Raw genomic sequence first — 16,763 nt, forward strand, 5'->3', positions numbered from 1 at the left:
TTTAAGTTAAGGGCTAGAAGGTTCAAATAGGATTAACGTTAATTTGTTTTATCTTTTAAAATATCACAAGCTTTAGTCATTGCGTTATCAAGGTTTTCTAATCTTCCTGCACCAACAGGCCCAAGCACACTGGAATATAAAGCAAATTTTTTGTCAAACGGTAAATTTAACTGGTCATATAATTTTTGTCTGATTTGCGCGTATTGAGCAGGATCTGCGTTTGTTAAATCTGTCAACGTGTCATAGACGAGTGATGTTGTATCCATAGTTTTATCTCCATATTGTCATCTAATATTATGGCTATTATAGGACGGATTTTTAAAGATATCCGTCACATAACAAAATGAAATACTCTTTTAAAGAGGAGAAAATTGGAGGCGCCAGTTAATGACTAATAAATTATCTATTAGTCATTAACCTAAAGGTTAGATAACATTATTATCAGTGGTCTGCTAAAATTCAGTAATAAAACTTAAACCAGTTTTATATAGTGCGTATATCATAAGTATTGGTTTATTAATGCCCTTGGTTCTGGATTGGGTATTGTGTTTTTAGTTTGTATTTACATGGTGTAGGGAGTGGTTTGTGAAGATAGTAAGCATCGATAATAGTAATGAACAGGTGTACGCCAATCTATATCAAGGCTATGCGGCAGAGTTTTCAAAAATTATAGACGATAAACCAAATGAAAATGGTTTGTTTGAAATATACCCAAAAATTGAAGGTAAGGTTTCAGGCTATTTATTGTATGTTGATGGCATTCCTGCAGCGCTCACTGCAATTATGGAAAAGTCACCAAAAGAGTATGAGATTTGTGATTTTTACGTTTTACCCTGTTTTCGTAAAAATAAAGTAGGTAAAAATTTCATCTCAATTCTTTTTGAACGTTTTAGAGGCTCTTGGGAAATAAAACAAGTTGCTGGTGCTGATCATGCAGTGAAATTTTGGCAAGATGTGGTTAATGATTATACAGCAGGTAGATTTGTTGAGGATAAGTACGTTGATGAAAAATGGGGCTTAGTGACAAGGCAGCGTTTTAATCACAATGTCGATAATTAAATCAATAGTATACGTTTCTTAGTCCAGAAATTATCGTTTAAAAGAGTAGATATATTATGAATAATAACGGAGAGATCATTGAGATCCTACGTGAGCGAATTCCATCGTTTGAATGCACAAAAGGTTGCCATGATTGTTGTGGTCCAGTCACAACCTCTTCGGAAGAAATGTCACGTCTGCCAGTAAAAACGGATGCAGAGCATGAAGCCGCATTGGATGAATATAACTGCGTACATTTAGGACCGAATGGATGTACAGTCTATGAAGAACGTCCATTAATCTGCCGACTGTTTGGAACAACACCTCGAATGGCTTGTCCAAATGGTTGCCGTCCTGAAGAAATGATAGATGTAAAAACTGAGCGTCAAATTCATTATTACATCGCGAATACACGACAAGTTTTGGTCTAATGCTCTCTAAATAAATACAAATAGTACCAATATTAACGATTTTGATTACCCACGATAACCTCATGTTATTGTGGGTTTTCTGCTTTAGGGATCAACATTATCGTGTTTATTAACAATAGTCCTCTACACTTTATAAAGACAATATAATTAATATTGGGAGGATGACATGGAATTTTTACATGAAGAAAAAATACATTGTCCATATTGTAATGAGCAGATAGTAATCCTTATAGACAAAGAAGATCTTGAACATGAATATGTTGACGATTGCAGCGTGTGCTGTCGGCCAATTAGCATTCAAATATCAAGTGATGACAATGATGAATTATTAGTAACCGTTCGTGATGAAGACGAAGCTTAAATTCTTATTTAAGAATATAGGCTATTAACGTTTCACTTTGTCGAGTGTTTCTCTTTTAAATCGTTAAAATTACGTTATGGCTTTACTTACGACGCTGCACTTTCTATCCAGCCAGATAACTGTTTTGCTTGTTTAAAAGCATTAAAATGATCTTCTACACGTTCTCTGGCCATTTTTCCCATCTTTGTTCTTTCGTTAAAAGTGAGTTGAGCAAATTGTTTAATACTTTGTTGTAGTTCAGCCACATTTTTTTCATTAACTAAGTATCCTGTCTCTGACGTAACAATTTCTTTGCATCCCATTATATTGGTTGTAATAACCGGAGTCCCGACAGCCATCGCTTCTTTTAAAACTAATGGACCAGTATCAACACATCCAGTCTCAGAGAAACAAAAGGGAGCAACTAAACAATCATAGTTTACTAAGTTTTCTTTTACCCAGCGATGTGGTTTTGAGCCTAAGAAATGCACATGGTTTGATAATCCTTGTTGAATGGCTTGGTCTTTTAATTGTTCTTCCATTTCTCCTGTGCCGACAATATCTAATTGAATATTAAGCTGTTTAGCAATGGGAGCTAAAGCGTCAATTAAATGGTGGATCCCTTTTTGTTCAACTAATCGTCCAAGAAAGACAAACGTTAACTGCGTTGAAGGTATTTTGGGTTGAATGACGAATTGCTCGGTTTTTACACCACAATGCAATAGCTTAATATTGCCAGAAGCCATATGTTCAAAATCGCGTTGCATATCTTTACAAACGGTAACCACAAAATCACTGGCAATGATTTTCTTGTCTATATCATAGGCCGTTTCATAGACGTCATGACCGTGAGCAACGAATGAACAGGTGATGTTAAGCAGTTTTGCCGCGACAATAGCATGGGCGGCAGTGTGTTGGCAGAAATGAGCATGAATATGTTCTGCTTTTATATCAGCAAGTTGCAGTGCTAATTTTAACCCATAATTAAAGAGTGATTTTTTAGGAAGATGCTCTTGTTCTCGTACGAATTTTAACGCCTTTAGAATGCCAGGAAAAGTAAGGTTTTTATACATGCTTGTATGTATATCCTTGCCTATCTTAATGACACTGTAGTCAAATTGTTGTTTAAGATCTTCAATTTCAAAAGTTAGAACGCACACCTCATGACCACAGGCTTTAATAGAATCTACCTCTGTTTGAATAAAGGTTTCACTAAGCACTGGGTAGGTGGGTGAGATAAAAGCCACTTTCTTCATATTCAAATCCTTTAATGCTGGTTTATATTAATATAGCAAAATATAGGCCAATAAAAAGTGATTAAATATCAAGGTGTTATATTGTTAATGGTGTTTTTATAAGGGCTTTCTCAATATGACAATCAATATGAAATAATGTGGAAACTTCGCTTTATTATCTTTTCATTTTAAGAAATGTAAAGAATATTCCATCAAATTCAATTGGTTATATTTTGGCATAAATTCTGCTGTAATAAATTATTACTTAGAATGTTGAGAGGTGAGCTTTATGGTTAAGGTCTCTATTATTATTCCGACATATAACTGTTTACTTTTTTTACCAAAAGCGATTAACAGTGTACTTGAACAAACACATAAAAATATTGAGCTAATAATAATTAATGATAATAGTAATGATGGAACAACAGACTATTTAAATGAGTTAACTGATAAAAGAATTAAAACAATAACGACGAATGGCGTAGGTGCTTCCCAAGCTCGAAATCTAGGCATTGCCAAAGCTTCAGGTGAGTTTGTTGCATTTTTAGATGCCGATGATTTTTGGTTACCAGAAAAGCTGGCATTACAGTTAGCACTGCATACAACGTATCCTAATTTAGCGATGAGTTTTACTAATTATGATCATTTAACCGAAAGCTACCAATCAATAGTCGATTGTTTTAGCTATTGGGAGCAATTTAAAGAACGAAAAGAAGAATTCATTATATTAACTAAACCTCTTGATTTCATTATTAAAAATAACGTTGTTGGTACATCTACCGTTATGCTAAAAGCCAATGTATTAGACAAAATTAATTGGTTTGATGAGAGCTTAAAATATGGTGAAGATTGGGAATTATGGCTAAGGATCTGTGAAAGCCATGACGTTGGTGTGCTGAATTCTGTTCAAACCGGTTATTTGATGCGTCAGAGTTCAACAACACAAACGGATGGATTGCGATTGAAAAATCTCAAATGCATTGAATCTATTTTGGATCATTATAAAAGTAAACAACAGCGTTGGAATTTGTCTTCTTCTGCTCTGAAAAACGCAAGAGCTAGAATTCTTGAAGGGTATGCTGATTATCACCGTGGTTTACAGCAGTACAGTTCTGCAATCGGATATGGTGTTTATTCGTTATTGCTTGTCCCTCAAAAGCGAAGAGTGCGTAGTTTGCTTGGTGACTGTAAAAACCTTTTACTGCCGACTTAAATAAGGAAGACAAATGGACTCGCTAAAGCAACCAGCCTATTACGCAGTAGGGATCTTGATGATGAAAGGGATCTCACTCATTATGATCCCTTATATTACCCATAAAATGACGCTTGAAGAATACGGCTCTTTAGAGTCTTTAATCTTACTTGCTGATATAGGAACGATCTTGTTTGGGTTTGGTATTGTTGATGCAATGTACCGTTATGTCGGCGTATCTAAAGGAGAAGAAAAACGTAAGCTAATATCTAATTGCTTTACTTTAAGTGTATTTGTTTGTCTTGCTGGTGGTTTTTTAATGTTAATTAGCTTACCTGCATTATTAATGATATTACCGGTTAAATTTTCTGCCTATCAAATAGGCTTGCTACTTATACCAACGATGCTTGATGGCGTGATATCTATTCCTTTAACATTATTACGTATGAATGCAATGGCGAAGCGTTTTTGCTTTCTCAACGTATTTAAAGGTTTGCTACAAGCATTAATGACATTCTGTCTTTTAGAGGCTGGTTACGGTATTGACGGGGTTCTTATTTCAGGTGCGGTCTCAAGTATCATATTGTTGCTTTGTTTATTAGGTTATCAATGGAAAGAGATGGGACGGTTTGGTCACCTTAAATCGTCAAAATTGGTGTTGAGCTTTGGGCTTCCAGTGTTGGTCGGTGGTGCGTCCGTATATATGATTAATGGATTAGATAGATGGTTTTTAGCCAGTTTTGTCGGTGTAGAAGAACTCGCTGTGTATGCCGTGAGTGCTAAATTTGCATTAATACTTGGATTAATCCTCCAACCTTATGCATTGTGGTGGTTCCCCAATCGTATTGCTATATTTCAGTCTGATAATGGCAAACAACAATGTGCAGATAAATCCTTGCTTGGTGTAAATCTTGGCGTTGTTATGGGGACTTTTTTAATTCTAACCGCTCCTGGTGTTATTACATTACTTCTACCGAGCAGTTATAGTTTAGCTGGCACTATTTCCGTCGTTTTACTCACTATCGGTATGATTAAGAATGCAGGGGATTATTTGAATTTTGGTTGTTATAGCGGGAGTTCAAGTCATTCCCAGATGTGGGTACAAGGGCTTTGTGCTGTTGTTGCCGTTGCTGGGTATTTTGTTATTACCCCAATTTACGGTCTATGGGGGGTAGTAGGGGTTCTTGCTACCGCTTATACACTGCGCTTGGTTTTATTGTATATGGTTAGCCAATCTATGGAATACCTCCCTTATGACCATGTTAAATGGATTATATGTATTGTGATTGCTTTACTGGCGATTACGTTAAATCATATTTTAAACAGGGTATTCGTTAGTGTTCCTGATCTTGTTCTTGGTATATTAGTTAGTGTTGTTGCTCTGCTGAGTTTTATTATGTGTGGCATTATTCCGTTCCCTAAGACTGGAATTATGGCGTTTAAACAGAACAAGAACAGTCTCCAATAAGTACCTTCTGTATCTACAGACATACATTATGAATTGACGGGTGTTTTTTGTTCTCTTTTTAATCACTGAATGTTAAGTTTGAAATGTATGACGCAGTAATAAATATATTAATAAGACGTAGATTATAAAAGGGACGAATTTGCAAAACGTATTTAGAGAAAAGATCGCGACTACTATATATACCTTTATTGCTCTTCTCGCGTTTGCAGCTAATTCAGTTTTATGCCGCATGGCGTTAAAGGGGGAGATGATAGATGTATCTAGCTTTACTATTATTCGCCTTCTTTCTGGAGTGCTAATGTTTACGGTTTTGCTTAGTTTTACATCGAATCGAACTCAAAAAAAGCTTAAACAGAATGAAAGGCGTTGGCAGTCTTCGATATTACTCTTTGTTTATGCGATTACCTTTTCATTGGCTTATGTCTCACTAGATACGGGAACGGGGGCGTTGGTTTTATTTGGTGCCGTTCAATTGACCATGATTGTGTATAACGTGCTTAAAGGAAGTAAGTTGCATTTTTTTGAATGGTTTGGTATCGCTATCTCTTTTTCCGGCTTAGTCTATTTAGTATATCCTACATTAACGACTCCAACTGCGTCTGGTTTTGTGTTAATGCTCGTCTCTGGCATTGCATGGGGAGGATATACGTTATTTGGTAAACAGTCGACAACGCCTCTTATTGATACGGCGTCTAATTTTACATATACCATCCCTTTAGTGTTAATACTGTGCCTGTTTTCTATATCAACGCTAGAACTTTCAAATAAAGGAATAATACTGGCAGTTATGTCAGGGGCTTTTGCGTCTGCATTAGGATATACGATATGGTACCTAGCCCTTAGAGGGTTGTCTTCAACTCAAGCTGCGGTAGTCCAATTATCTGTTCCTGTAATTGCCGCGATTGGAGGGGTGATATTTGTCTCTGACCCTATTTCTGAAAGATTAGTTCTCGCTTGTATCCTTGTGTTAGGTGGGATATTCATTGTTGTGGCTAGTGGAATTAGAATTGATAATCAAAAAGATAACCGCTAATCTGTCGGTTATCTTGATACGAACATGATGAAGTTTTAACATTGTTTTTTTTATAAGTAGGGATCAAAAATGTCAGGAATTACTGATTTAGACGTATTATTAGCATCAATGTCCCCAAAATTAATGGATGGTGAGTATGTGTTTTGTACGGTACAAGGCTCACTGGCTGAGTATGTTAAATATAATCCATTAGCTACATATCAAGAACATGAGGGCCTAACGTTAGTACTGCCGCTAAAAGAAGCAAACACAGGCAATTTTGAATTCGATGGTGTTTATAAATTAATTACCTTAATGATTCATTCCAGTTTAGATGCAGTAGGCTTAACGGCAGCAGTAGCGAGTAAGCTAAAAGATCATGGGATTAGTGCTAATGTTATTGCCGCTTATTATCATGACCATATTTTTATTCAAAAAGACAAAGCAGTTCTTGCGTTAAAGGCGCTAAACGAATTTAGTCAATAAACATAAACATAAACATAAACATAAGATGGACATTAAATGAGAACGCGTAATTTGGGCTCCGTGCTAATGGTATTTTTAACTGGATGCAGTGCTCATTTAGACCCTCTTGATGGGCCGATTTCGATTTTTGATATTAAGCCTCAGGTATTCACTTATACAGAGTTGAATAGCACTCAAGATATCTTGTGGGAAAAAGCTCGACGCCACATTATGTCTACTTATGGTAAAAGTCAGCCAATCTTGCGAGTTGAAAACAAATCGAGAGGAGCCTTACTTGGTAAAGGGGTTATTCGATGGAAAATATCGACATCTACCAGTAATACATATTGTAACTCTGAATACGATGTTCGATTTATGAGTAGAGATAACAAAGCACGCTTGCAGTTACTGCTTTTGCCTAATGTGTCAGGTGATTCTGAATGTGATAATTTAGGGCTGCCTTCTAAATATGGTTATGAACAGATACTTAATAAATTTGAGTTCATGTCTAATAACCTTGAATTGGCGTTAACCACTCAATCTAAAATCTAATCAATTACCTTCAATATTAATGTCGTTGTAATTTATTTCTTAATCATCACTGTGTTGAGCCATCTCCTTATCCTAGACTGACTACCATGGACAGTAAAAGAGAGGGATTTCAATGGGAGTTAAGAGCACGATCACAACAATTATTTCTATCGGTTTTAGCTTGTTGTTACTAACGACAAATTCAGTTTTTTCTGAATCGACAGACTTTTCTTTGCCTAATCACAAACCCCTTCCTTACTTTGATGAATGGCCACAAATACAGAGTGCGATCCCAAAGCGCGATTATATTGAAGAAAGAGTCTCTGATATTGTGGCTCAAATGACCCTTGGTGAAAAAGTGGGTCAAATGATCATGCCTGAATACCGTCAAATAACCCCAGAAGAAGCGAAACTGTATAAAATTGGTTCAGTACTTAATGGTGGTGGTGGTTGGCCTAATGAAAATAAGCATGCATCAGCTATGGATTGGGCTTTGCAATCAGATCAATATTGGATTGCTTTAGATGAGGCTTATGCTGGTCGAGGGTTTAAAGTTCCATTTTTATGGGCAACCGATGCCGTTCATGGGAACAATAATGTCTATGGAGCCACATTATTTCCTCATAACATTGGATTAGGCGCGGCAAATAACCCTGAACTACTGTTTGAAATTGGCCGAGTGACGGCAAAAGAAGTCGCAGCGACAGGGCTTGACTTGACCTTTGCTCCAACCGTTGCCACACCGCGAGACTATCGTTGGGGAAGAGTGTATGAAGGGTATTCTGAGATCCCCGACATTACCTATCAATACGCGAGTGCGATTGTTCAAGGCTTACAAGGAAATGAAAAAGAGCTGCGCTCTGAGACTCAAGTGTTATCTACCGTAAAGCACTGGCTTGGTGATGGTGGGACATATAACGGGGTTGATCGCGGTATCAATTACTACACAGAAGATCATTTACGTAATATTCATGCAATGGGCTATTTCTCTGCACTTGAAGCGGGCGCGCAAGTGGTTATGACGTCATTTAACTCTTGGCAGAATAACCATAAAGACAAATCAACGACCGCAACAGAGATAAGTAATGATCGGTTTGGTAAGCTTCATGGCAGTCATTATCTGATTACTGACGTATTAAAAGAAAAAATGGGGTTTGATGGCATAGTCGTTACCGATTGGAATGGTCATGGAGAAGTCAAAGGCTGCACTAACATGAGTTGCCCTAAAGCGGTGAATGCGGGTAATGATTTATTCATGGTGACAGACAATAAAGATTGGAAAGCCTTCTATAAAAATGTGATTAAACAAGTTAAAGATGGGCAAATATCAATGGAACGAATTGATGATGCCGTTACTCGTATTTTACGCGTTAAGATGCGAGCGGGGTTATGGGAGAAACCGAGACCGTCTTATCGACGTCTTGCTGGCGAGCAACAATTACTAGGAGCGATTGAACACCGTAAAGTCGCTCGACAAGCCGTAAGTGAATCTCTGGTCTTATTGAAAAATGAAAACCAAATATTGCCATTTAAACAACGTAATCAGAGTTATTTGGTAGTAGGAAGTGCCGCGAATGACCTTCAAAAACAGACCGGCGGTTGGACGCTAACTTGGCAAGGGAATGAAAATAAATCACAGGATTTTGTTAATGCAACCACGACATTAGATGCGTTTAGAGAAATGGTTGGAGATAAGTATGTATATACCGCTGTCAATCAAGCGCCGATGGATGCTATTGCCGTCGTAGTGATTGGTGAAGACCCTTATGCAGAAATGTATGGTGACATTAAAGCACACCAAACGTTGGCATATTCAGAGTTAAAACCAAGTTATGCAAAAGACTTACAACTAATTGAACGTCTTAAAAAGAAAGGTTTTATTGTAGTAACCATCTTGTTCTCTGGTCGTCCTTTGTATATTAATCCTGAATTAGCATTATCCGATGCTTTTGTTGCTGCGTGGCTACCAGGAACAGAAGGCGGTGGCATTACCGATGTTTTATTTGCTAAAGAGGGCGCTGACTTTACAGGTAAACTGTCTTACTCTTGGCCAAACAGTAAATGCATGACCACCATTAATCAGAACAGCCAAAATATACCCCATTATCAGGTTCCAGAGTTTGAGCAAGATACCAAAGCGTTTGTTCCATTGTTCCCATACGGATATGGATTAAACTATTCTTCTAAACCAAAGGCACCAACCAGTCCTGCTTTATTTATGGATAAACGTCAGTGGGGTTGTGGTGAAACAAAAGTAAAAGATCGTCCAACGACGGATCTTGAAATATTCAATCGAGAAGCGACTACCACATTTGTGCCTAAGATGAGCGGGCAAGTGACAAAATGGAAAGGAACGTTTATCTCTCGTTCTAAAAAGATCGACGTTGGTAGTGCTTCAAGCTTGCCTCTTAATTATAAACATCAGCAAGACGCATTAAGAATGGATTTTGGAAAACAACTTCCTATGCAATTTTATCTGCAAACGCCCGATAAAAGAGGGATAGATATGCGTCATTATTTAGCCGCTAACTCAACATTAGAATTTGATATCGCGGTGAAAGGTGAGATCCCTATGTCACTGAAACTGGCCACTCACTGTGTTTACCCTTGCGGTGCGATGGCTCTGATACAAAAAGAATTAAAAGCTATTGTTGAAGCATCCAATTCTGAATGGGTAACGATGAAAGTGCCTTTACGTTGTTTTGCAGATAACGGGGTGAATTTCTCAAGCATTAATACGCCCTTTCTTTTATATTCTGACGAACCGTTTGAGTTTGATATCGGTGAAATTCGGTATGTACCTAGTGGCGAGGAAGTAGAAAAAGAGGTGGTGGATTGTGATATTTTTAAGTCGATTTAATATCAATTAATGCTTTAGTTAACAATGAAATTAATAATAATGATTACATTCTTTTATTTCAGTAACTTAGGTGGTAGATTGAGGTTATCGTTAAGGCTTGTTGATAGTCATTGACGTGTAAGTTGAACGGGTATTGGAATTATTTAAGCTCAATAAGTACAAGGATTAAGTTATGAATGTGGATAAAGCAAAAAAGCGTATAGCAAAGCAAGTTAAAAAAGGCTTCAAAGGATATCCTCAGCTTTCTCTATCTTATTTCGGTAAAACATCTGAACTAGCAACAGAGGTGGTTGTTACGTTTATTTTGGAAGAAGGCGCAGAGCCTCAAGAGCAAAAATTTGTCAGTGAAACCAATGTCCGAGAAGATGAAACCATTCAATCTGTCTTAGTTAAGATTATCGATCGTGCTGATGCAAATAGCGTAATGGAAGTGGAAGGAACCGCGATTATTTAACTTCTAATATAGGTTCAATCAGACCAATGACACGGCGAAGGTTTATTCAAACAGTGTCATTGGCTTTTTCGGGTTAAGCGTGAATTTATGAATAAAGCAACAATCATGGGAATGGTCATGTCATTTTTAGGCTTAATCGGGCTTATTATTGCGATGTCCCTTGGTTCTCATTTTCCGATATATCAGTGGCCTTACGAAGCATTTCAAGGTATTGCTTTTGCTTTATCCTTTGGGCTAGGATTATCCGTGATTATAAGTTACGTTGTAACCTGTGTTCTATTTGTCATAGTCGCGAGTGTTTTCTTTATGTTAGGTGCTAAATTATCGCATTGCCTGTTTCGTACTAAGTGATGTCAAAGTAAAATAATCAGATTAATAAGCGTGTGTCACGTTCCGTGCTTTTGATGTTGAGTATAATTCTAAGATAACTGTTTTTATTAAACTTTCTGGAATTTTAAATGACTGAAAAAGAAAAGATGCTATCTGGCCTTCCGTACGATGCTTGGGATAAAACACTATTAAATGATCGCATGAATGCGAAGGCAGTTTGCCATAAATTTAACCTAGCAGATCCAACTCAACTAAATGAAAGAATGGCTATTCTAAAAGGGCTTTTATGTATTAAAGACCAAGCTCACATGGAACCTAACTTTTTTTGTGACTATGGCTATAATATTGAAATTGGCAGCAACTTTTACTCAAATCATAACCTGACGATTGTTGATGTATGCAAAGTGACGATTGGTAATAACGTGTTATTTGGTCCGCATGTAATGATCTCAACGGGTACTCATCCTTTAGACTCGATTGAGCGCCAAAAAACAGAATATGGTGTGAGTATTTCTATCGGTAATGATGTATGGGTAGGGGGCAATGTCTCTATCTTACCCGGTGTGAAGATAGGTAATAATTGTGTGATTGGGGCTGGCAGTGTTGTCAATCGTGATATACCCGATAACAGCGTTGCGGTTGGAAACCCTTGCCGAGTGATTAAATCCATTTAAATAACAAAAAAATACCGTATTTATTACACCCAGGGACCTTAGGTTGTTGGGTGTTTTTTTTATTTAGAACAAAATGATACTACGTCACATTATGAGTGAGAATTTTGTCATAGTTTTAAACTCTTACCTATATTTCACATAAGTAGAACCCATATGATGTAAATTAATGGAATTATAAATATTAGGATAATGATGATGAGACAAAAAACATTACGCTTACTTTTAGTTTCTACAATGAGTTATAGTGCCTTTTTTTCAGGAACGGTAATGGCACAAACGGCATCTCTTACGGATTGCAGTGCTAACGTTGGTTGTGATCAGAAAAGTTGTGAAATTGAAAAACAGATCTCTTTTGCTAAAGAGAATGGAAATGAACACCAATTAAAAGGATTAAATATTGCGCTTGAAGAAGTGAATACCTATTGTACTGATGAGAACATTAAAGACGATTTAAAAGAAGAGATTGAAGAACTGAATGAGGAAATTGCGGAAGACCATTCAGATTTGATTGAAGCGAAGCAAGATCAAAAAGCAGATAAAGTAGATAAATATCAACGTAAGATTAAAGAAAAAGAGCAAGAGATAGAAAAGCTTAAAAAAGAATTGATGAGAATTAAATAAAAATCAGAGGTCGGATAATGGATGTAGATATCTTTCAAGTGGATTCATTCACTACAGAAGCGTTTAAAGGAAATCCTGCTGGTGTATGTATTACAGAGCATGGATTAACAGAAGCGCTTATGTTGTCTATTGCTGAGGAAATGGGGGTTTCAGAAACGGCATTTCTTTCTCTTTTTGATATGAGGTTAAGGTGGTTTACTCCAGAAGTGGAAGTGGCTTTATGCGGTCATGGAACCTTGGCTGTTGCGCATATATTAAAAGAAATAGGAATAGCGAGTATTGATGACACCATTATCTTTAATACCTTATCAGGAGTGTTGTCAGCAAAATTACAAGACTCAAGCATAGCACTCGATTTTCCTTCGACCGAGCTGACATTTACTGATAGTAAAAAGAAAGAATTGCTTCTACATTTAGGTATTGAAGAAAAAGACGTCGTATCATTTGGTCAATTCGATACTAAAGATTTTATTGAAATTAAAAGTGAAGTGGCACTACGTAATCTTTCGCCTAATTTTGATGGATTAAAGAAACTGACTGGTCGTGGTGTGCTTGTTACTGCGGAATCATTATCTGATGAATTAGATTTTGTTTCTCGCTACTTTGCTCCGTGGGTAGGGATTAATGAAGACCCTGTTACGGGGTCTGCGCATTGTGCTTTAACCGTGTATTGGGCAAAGAAATTAACGAAATCGTTCTTGAATGGTTATCAGGCTTCATCTCGTGGTGGCTATATAAGTACTGAATTATTATCAACGGGTCGAATTAAGTTGATAGGCTCTGCTGTGACTACAATAAAAGGTAAAATGCGAATATAGTCGCTATTTTATTTGGTATGTATATTAAGGAAAATAGGGTGTTTATTCATGGTTGTATGTGAAAGTGAAAGGCTAATTGTTCGTCACTTTACGTTAGATGATGCTGAGTTTGTCATTAAGCTATTAAATGATGAATCCTTTATCCGTTATATTGCGGATAAGAACGTGCGTAATACAGCAGATGCTGAAAATTATTTACTTTCTGGTCCTATGGCAAGTTATGAGAAATTTGGTTTTGGGTTAAGTGTCGTTATGCTAAAAGAAAACCATACTCCGATTGGGATGTGTGGCTTACTTAAACGAAACGAATTAGCATCACCAGATCTTGGATATGCATTTTTACCTGCATATTGTGGCCAAGGTTACGCAGCAGAGGCGGCAAAGGCCGTACTTAGTGAAGGGATGACGCAATATTTGCTAGATAAAGTAGTAGCGGTGACGCTACCTACTAATGAACACTCTAATCGATTATTGCAACGAGTTGGCTTTAAGCAAACAGGTATGGTTGAGTTGTATGATTGTCAGAATAATTTATATGAGTATGGTTTAAAGGAATAATTAACGATGAGTATTAATGTTAATTGGAAAGAAAAATGTCAGTTTACAGTGGTTACCAGTGGTGGATTTACACTCGATATTGATTCTGAAAGTAAAAGTGCACCTTGTCCAACAGAGATACTGTTATCGGCTTTAGGTTCGTGTAGTGCAACAGATGTCGCTCTTTATTTTGAAGACAATAATCTTGAATTAAAAAAGTTAACTAATGAATTAACTTATGAACTGACAGACACAGAGCCAAGGTTATATAAATCAGTTAATTTACATTTTTCAATTGAAGCAACAAATGTTTCAGAGCATCAAGTTGAAACGGCAATTAAAGATGCAATTACTAAATATTGTCATGTGTGTTTGATGTTAAAGCCTGCCATGACAATTACTCATTCACTCGATTTGAATTAGTTCTAGTCCTAAATACAACAGTTTAGTAGGGTTTAACGTTAATGGCATCACCTTCATCTTTGTATTTCTGTTTTTAAATAGGTAGTTATGGACAGCTTTTTTAGTAGTGAGATTATTCTCTCTAATTCGACCTTCTTTTTCTTTATGACGTTATTACTTACTGGTTTTCTTCATATTCCGCTTTGGTGCGGTAAAAATTTGTCTAAAATACAATGGAAAAAAATTGATTACCTTTGGCCTATTGTTGCTGGTATTGGTTTGATGGGGACGGTTTCGGAAGTCAGATCAAGAGTAGCGAGTGATTGGGCAGATACAGAACATACACGAGCGGTGTTAAGTCTAGAATCTATAAATGATTATACCGTGAATCAATTAAACAGTTTCTTATGTGCGAATGATGCAAGAGTCGATGAGGGGATTGCATCGCAACAATCTTGCTTATGGCTTTCTGAATCTGCGCGCTATTTACAATCAATAAATTTTAACGAATTACCCAATGTGACGTTTGATAGTTTGCCAAAAATTACATTTAGTTCTGATTTGATCGATTCTGACGTCATGTGGTTGCAAGGTATGTTTGATAATTATCAGACTCAAAAATATGTTTACGAAAGTACGGTATTAGAAACAAAGAAACACCCATTAGAAGAGTTATTTTGGTATTTGAGCCCTTATTTGATCTGTATTGCGATTTCAGTTCGTGTTACTAAAGTATCTGCAGAGTTAAAGATGGAGAGACAATTTGAATGAGCTAGTCTAAGAGGTGGTCAGTCCAGATAGTGTCTGGCTCACACTATGACTAAGGAATAATAGCATTCCCTTATTTAAGCGGTATTTTTATTAATGTAGATAACAATACTAATAAAATACATAAGGAAATGTGATGCTCACTGAAACGCTATCAGGCTTAGAATTAATGCAGGCAATGGTGACGGGGGATTTTCCTCATCCATCAATGGCTGATGTTGTTCCGATGAAAATTATCTCAGCAGAATATGGCCATGTGGTGTTTGAAGCGATGGCTGACGAACGGCACTTAAATCCACTTGGTGGCGTACATGGTGGATTTTTTGCAACGGTGATGGATTTAGTGACAGGTTGCGCTGTTCATACGACATTAGAACCGAATATTGGGTATGGAACGATTGATTTGCATGTAAAGATGCTAAGAGCTATCCCTAAAAACACGTTATTGATTGCAGAAAGTCGAGTGATTCAATCTGGTTATTCTTTGGGAATATCAGAAGGAAGTTTAAAAGACGAAAAAGGGAATTTATATGCACATGCGACCGCAACTTGTATGATCTATCGCGATAAATGATACCAGTTAGTGATAATGTGGTATGAGATTTACAGATATACTCAATTCTCAATTAAGGATGCATCATGTTGTTTAAATTGATTTTTCTATTTGCCGCACTAACGTTGCATGGTGTTAAGATGAATCCTTATCCTCCTGCACTTCTTTATACAATCCCTCTTGTATTAATGAGTTTGCTATCAGGTTCTTCATTCTTTATGTCGTTGATATGGGGGGCGATAACTCTGTGTGTTTCATTTGTGTATTTTTCGCTACTCACTCATGTCTCTAGTGGCCCAAGACACTATGCTATTATTATTTTGGGTGGCATGTTATTAATTTTCTTTGTGTAAATTAATAATGAAATCAATACAAATCAAATAGGGTGATGCAGTGAAAGCGATAGACATATTTGAAGTACAGTTTTTGGATTTTATTCAAACAGAAATGGCGCAAGATCTCGCTCATGATATTAATCATGTTATGCGGGTTGTGGATACAGCAAAGCAGTTGTGTGAAGAAGAACACGCAAGAAAAGAAGTGGTGATTCCTGCGGCTTATTTGCATGATTGTTTTTCATTTGAAAAAAATCACCCAAATCGAACACAAAGCTCTAAAGTTGCAGCGGATAAAGCGATTTCATTTTTAATGAGTATTGATTACCCCTCTGAATATTTACAAGATATTCACCATGCCATTATTGCTCATAGTTTCAGTGCAAATGTAGCCCCAATAACACTAGAAGCGAAAATTGTTCAGGATGCTGATAGGTTGGATGCATTAGGAGCAATAGGGATCACAAGGTGTATTCAAGTTAGCTCAACACTAGGTCGTTCTTTATATTCTTCAGAGGACCCATTTTGTTATGAGAGAGTACCCGATGATTCATCTTATACACTAGACCATTTCTATACAAAGCTACTTCATTTATCGAGTACGATGAAAACGAAATCAGCAGTCAAAGAAGCCGACAAGCGAACATTAGTGATGCGTGCATTTTTAATGCAATTAGAGTCAGAGTTATAAGATCGTAG

At 36.8% G+C, this 16,763-nt stretch carries 21 protein-coding genes; 19 read left to right on the forward strand and 2 right to left on the reverse strand.

Going from position 1 to position 16,763, the window contains the following annotated elements; genetic code table 11:
- Nucleotides 1-38 precede the first annotated feature (38 nt).
- Entirely contained in the window at nucleotides 39-266 is a 228-nt protein-coding gene (locus tag A6E06_RS13730) for a PAS factor family protein (RefSeq protein ID WP_065591173.1), read from the reverse strand.
- A gap of 319 nt (nucleotides 267-585) precedes the next feature.
- Here A6E06_RS13730 and A6E06_RS13735 point away from each other — a divergent pair, with 319 nt between their 5' ends.
- From A6E06_RS13735 to A6E06_RS13745, 3 genes are all read left to right on the forward strand, one after another.
- A complete protein-coding gene (locus tag A6E06_RS13735; protein WP_065591172.1) occupies nucleotides 586-1,059 on the forward strand; it encodes a GNAT family N-acetyltransferase in 474 nt (157 codons plus the stop codon).
- A gap of 56 nt (nucleotides 1,060-1,115) precedes the next feature.
- Entirely contained in the window at nucleotides 1,116-1,469 is a 354-nt protein-coding gene (locus A6E06_RS13740; RefSeq protein WP_065591171.1) for a YkgJ family cysteine cluster protein, read from the forward strand.
- Between the two features lie 166 nt (nucleotides 1,470-1,635).
- Nucleotides 1,636-1,830 (forward strand): CPXCG motif-containing cysteine-rich protein, encoded by a 195-nt coding sequence (locus tag A6E06_RS13745; protein WP_065591170.1) that lies wholly within the window; start codon nucleotides 1,636-1,638, stop codon nucleotides 1,828-1,830.
- Between the two features lie 86 nt (nucleotides 1,831-1,916).
- Here the strand turns inward: A6E06_RS13745 and A6E06_RS13750 are convergent, their stop codons facing one another.
- Complete coding sequence (locus tag A6E06_RS13750) at nucleotides 1,917-3,065, reverse strand: glycosyltransferase family 4 protein (RefSeq protein WP_065591169.1); 1,149 nt, start codon at nucleotides 3,063-3,065, stop codon at nucleotides 1,917-1,919.
- 268 nt (nucleotides 3,066-3,333) lie between these two features.
- On the opposite strand from A6E06_RS13750, the gene A6E06_RS13755 reads away from it, so the two are divergent.
- The 16 genes from A6E06_RS13755 (at nucleotide 3,334) to A6E06_RS13835 (ending at nucleotide 16,755) form a co-directional block, all read left to right on the forward strand.
- Nucleotides 3,334-4,257 carry a glycosyltransferase gene (locus A6E06_RS13755; RefSeq protein ID WP_065591168.1) on the forward strand — a complete coding sequence of 308 codons (924 nt, stop codon included), beginning with the start codon at nucleotides 3,334-3,336 and terminating at the stop codon, nucleotides 4,255-4,257.
- Nucleotides 4,258-4,270: 13 nt separating this feature from the next.
- Nucleotides 4,271-5,704 (forward strand): lipopolysaccharide biosynthesis protein, encoded by a 1,434-nt coding sequence (locus tag A6E06_RS13760; protein WP_065591167.1) that lies wholly within the window; start codon nucleotides 4,271-4,273, stop codon nucleotides 5,702-5,704.
- A gap of 139 nt (nucleotides 5,705-5,843) precedes the next feature.
- A complete protein-coding gene (locus A6E06_RS13765; RefSeq protein ID WP_255312099.1) occupies nucleotides 5,844-6,737 on the forward strand; it encodes a DMT family transporter in 894 nt (297 codons plus the stop codon).
- 69 nt (nucleotides 6,738-6,806) lie between these two features.
- Nucleotides 6,807-7,202, forward strand: coding sequence for an ACT domain-containing protein (locus A6E06_RS13770; RefSeq protein WP_065591166.1), 396 nt, complete (start codon nucleotides 6,807-6,809; stop codon nucleotides 7,200-7,202).
- A gap of 36 nt (nucleotides 7,203-7,238) precedes the next feature.
- Nucleotides 7,239-7,733, forward strand: coding sequence for a hypothetical protein (locus A6E06_RS13775; RefSeq protein ID WP_065591165.1), 495 nt, complete (start codon nucleotides 7,239-7,241; stop codon nucleotides 7,731-7,733).
- A gap of 112 nt (nucleotides 7,734-7,845) precedes the next feature.
- Nucleotides 7,846-10,572, forward strand: coding sequence for a glycoside hydrolase family 3 protein (locus A6E06_RS13780; RefSeq protein ID WP_065591164.1), 2,727 nt, complete (start codon nucleotides 7,846-7,848; stop codon nucleotides 10,570-10,572).
- 172 nt (nucleotides 10,573-10,744) lie between these two features.
- Nucleotides 10,745-11,026: a hypothetical protein gene (locus tag A6E06_RS13785; protein WP_065591163.1), complete on the forward strand. Its 282-nt coding sequence runs from the start codon at nucleotides 10,745-10,747 to the stop codon at nucleotides 11,024-11,026.
- Between the two features lie 458 nt (nucleotides 11,027-11,484).
- Nucleotides 11,485-12,030: a sugar O-acetyltransferase gene (locus A6E06_RS13795; protein WP_065591161.1), complete on the forward strand. Its 546-nt coding sequence runs from the start codon at nucleotides 11,485-11,487 to the stop codon at nucleotides 12,028-12,030.
- A 192-nt stretch (nucleotides 12,031-12,222) separates the two neighbouring features.
- On the forward strand, nucleotides 12,223-12,651 hold the full coding sequence (locus tag A6E06_RS13800; RefSeq protein ID WP_255310610.1) for a DUF1090 domain-containing protein: 429 nt from the start codon (nucleotides 12,223-12,225) through the stop codon (nucleotides 12,649-12,651).
- A 17-nt stretch (nucleotides 12,652-12,668) separates the two neighbouring features.
- Nucleotides 12,669-13,469 (forward strand): PhzF family phenazine biosynthesis protein, encoded by an 801-nt coding sequence (locus tag A6E06_RS13805; protein ID WP_065591159.1) that lies wholly within the window; start codon nucleotides 12,669-12,671, stop codon nucleotides 13,467-13,469.
- Between the two features lie 48 nt (nucleotides 13,470-13,517).
- Entirely contained in the window at nucleotides 13,518-14,027 is a 510-nt protein-coding gene (locus A6E06_RS13810; protein ID WP_065591158.1) for a GNAT family N-acetyltransferase, read from the forward strand.
- Between the two features lie 6 nt (nucleotides 14,028-14,033).
- Nucleotides 14,034-14,429 (forward strand): OsmC family protein, encoded by a 396-nt coding sequence (locus tag A6E06_RS13815; protein ID WP_065591157.1) that lies wholly within the window; start codon nucleotides 14,034-14,036, stop codon nucleotides 14,427-14,429.
- Nucleotides 14,430-14,516: 87 nt separating this feature from the next.
- Complete coding sequence (locus tag A6E06_RS13820; protein WP_065591156.1) at nucleotides 14,517-15,179, forward strand: hypothetical protein; 663 nt, start codon at nucleotides 14,517-14,519, stop codon at nucleotides 15,177-15,179.
- 133 nt (nucleotides 15,180-15,312) lie between these two features.
- Entirely contained in the window at nucleotides 15,313-15,750 is a 438-nt protein-coding gene (locus A6E06_RS13825; protein ID WP_065591155.1) for a PaaI family thioesterase, read from the forward strand.
- Between the two features lie 65 nt (nucleotides 15,751-15,815).
- Nucleotides 15,816-16,082, forward strand: coding sequence for a hypothetical protein (locus A6E06_RS13830; protein WP_065591154.1), 267 nt, complete (start codon nucleotides 15,816-15,818; stop codon nucleotides 16,080-16,082).
- A gap of 40 nt (nucleotides 16,083-16,122) precedes the next feature.
- Nucleotides 16,123-16,755: an HD domain-containing protein gene (locus A6E06_RS13835; protein WP_304362652.1), complete on the forward strand. Its 633-nt coding sequence runs from the start codon at nucleotides 16,123-16,125 to the stop codon at nucleotides 16,753-16,755.
- Nucleotides 16,756-16,763 lie beyond the last annotated feature (8 nt).

Source organism: Aliivibrio sp. 1S175 (assembly GCF_001690985.1).
Lineage (GTDB): Bacteria > Pseudomonadota > Gammaproteobacteria > Enterobacterales > Vibrionaceae > Aliivibrio.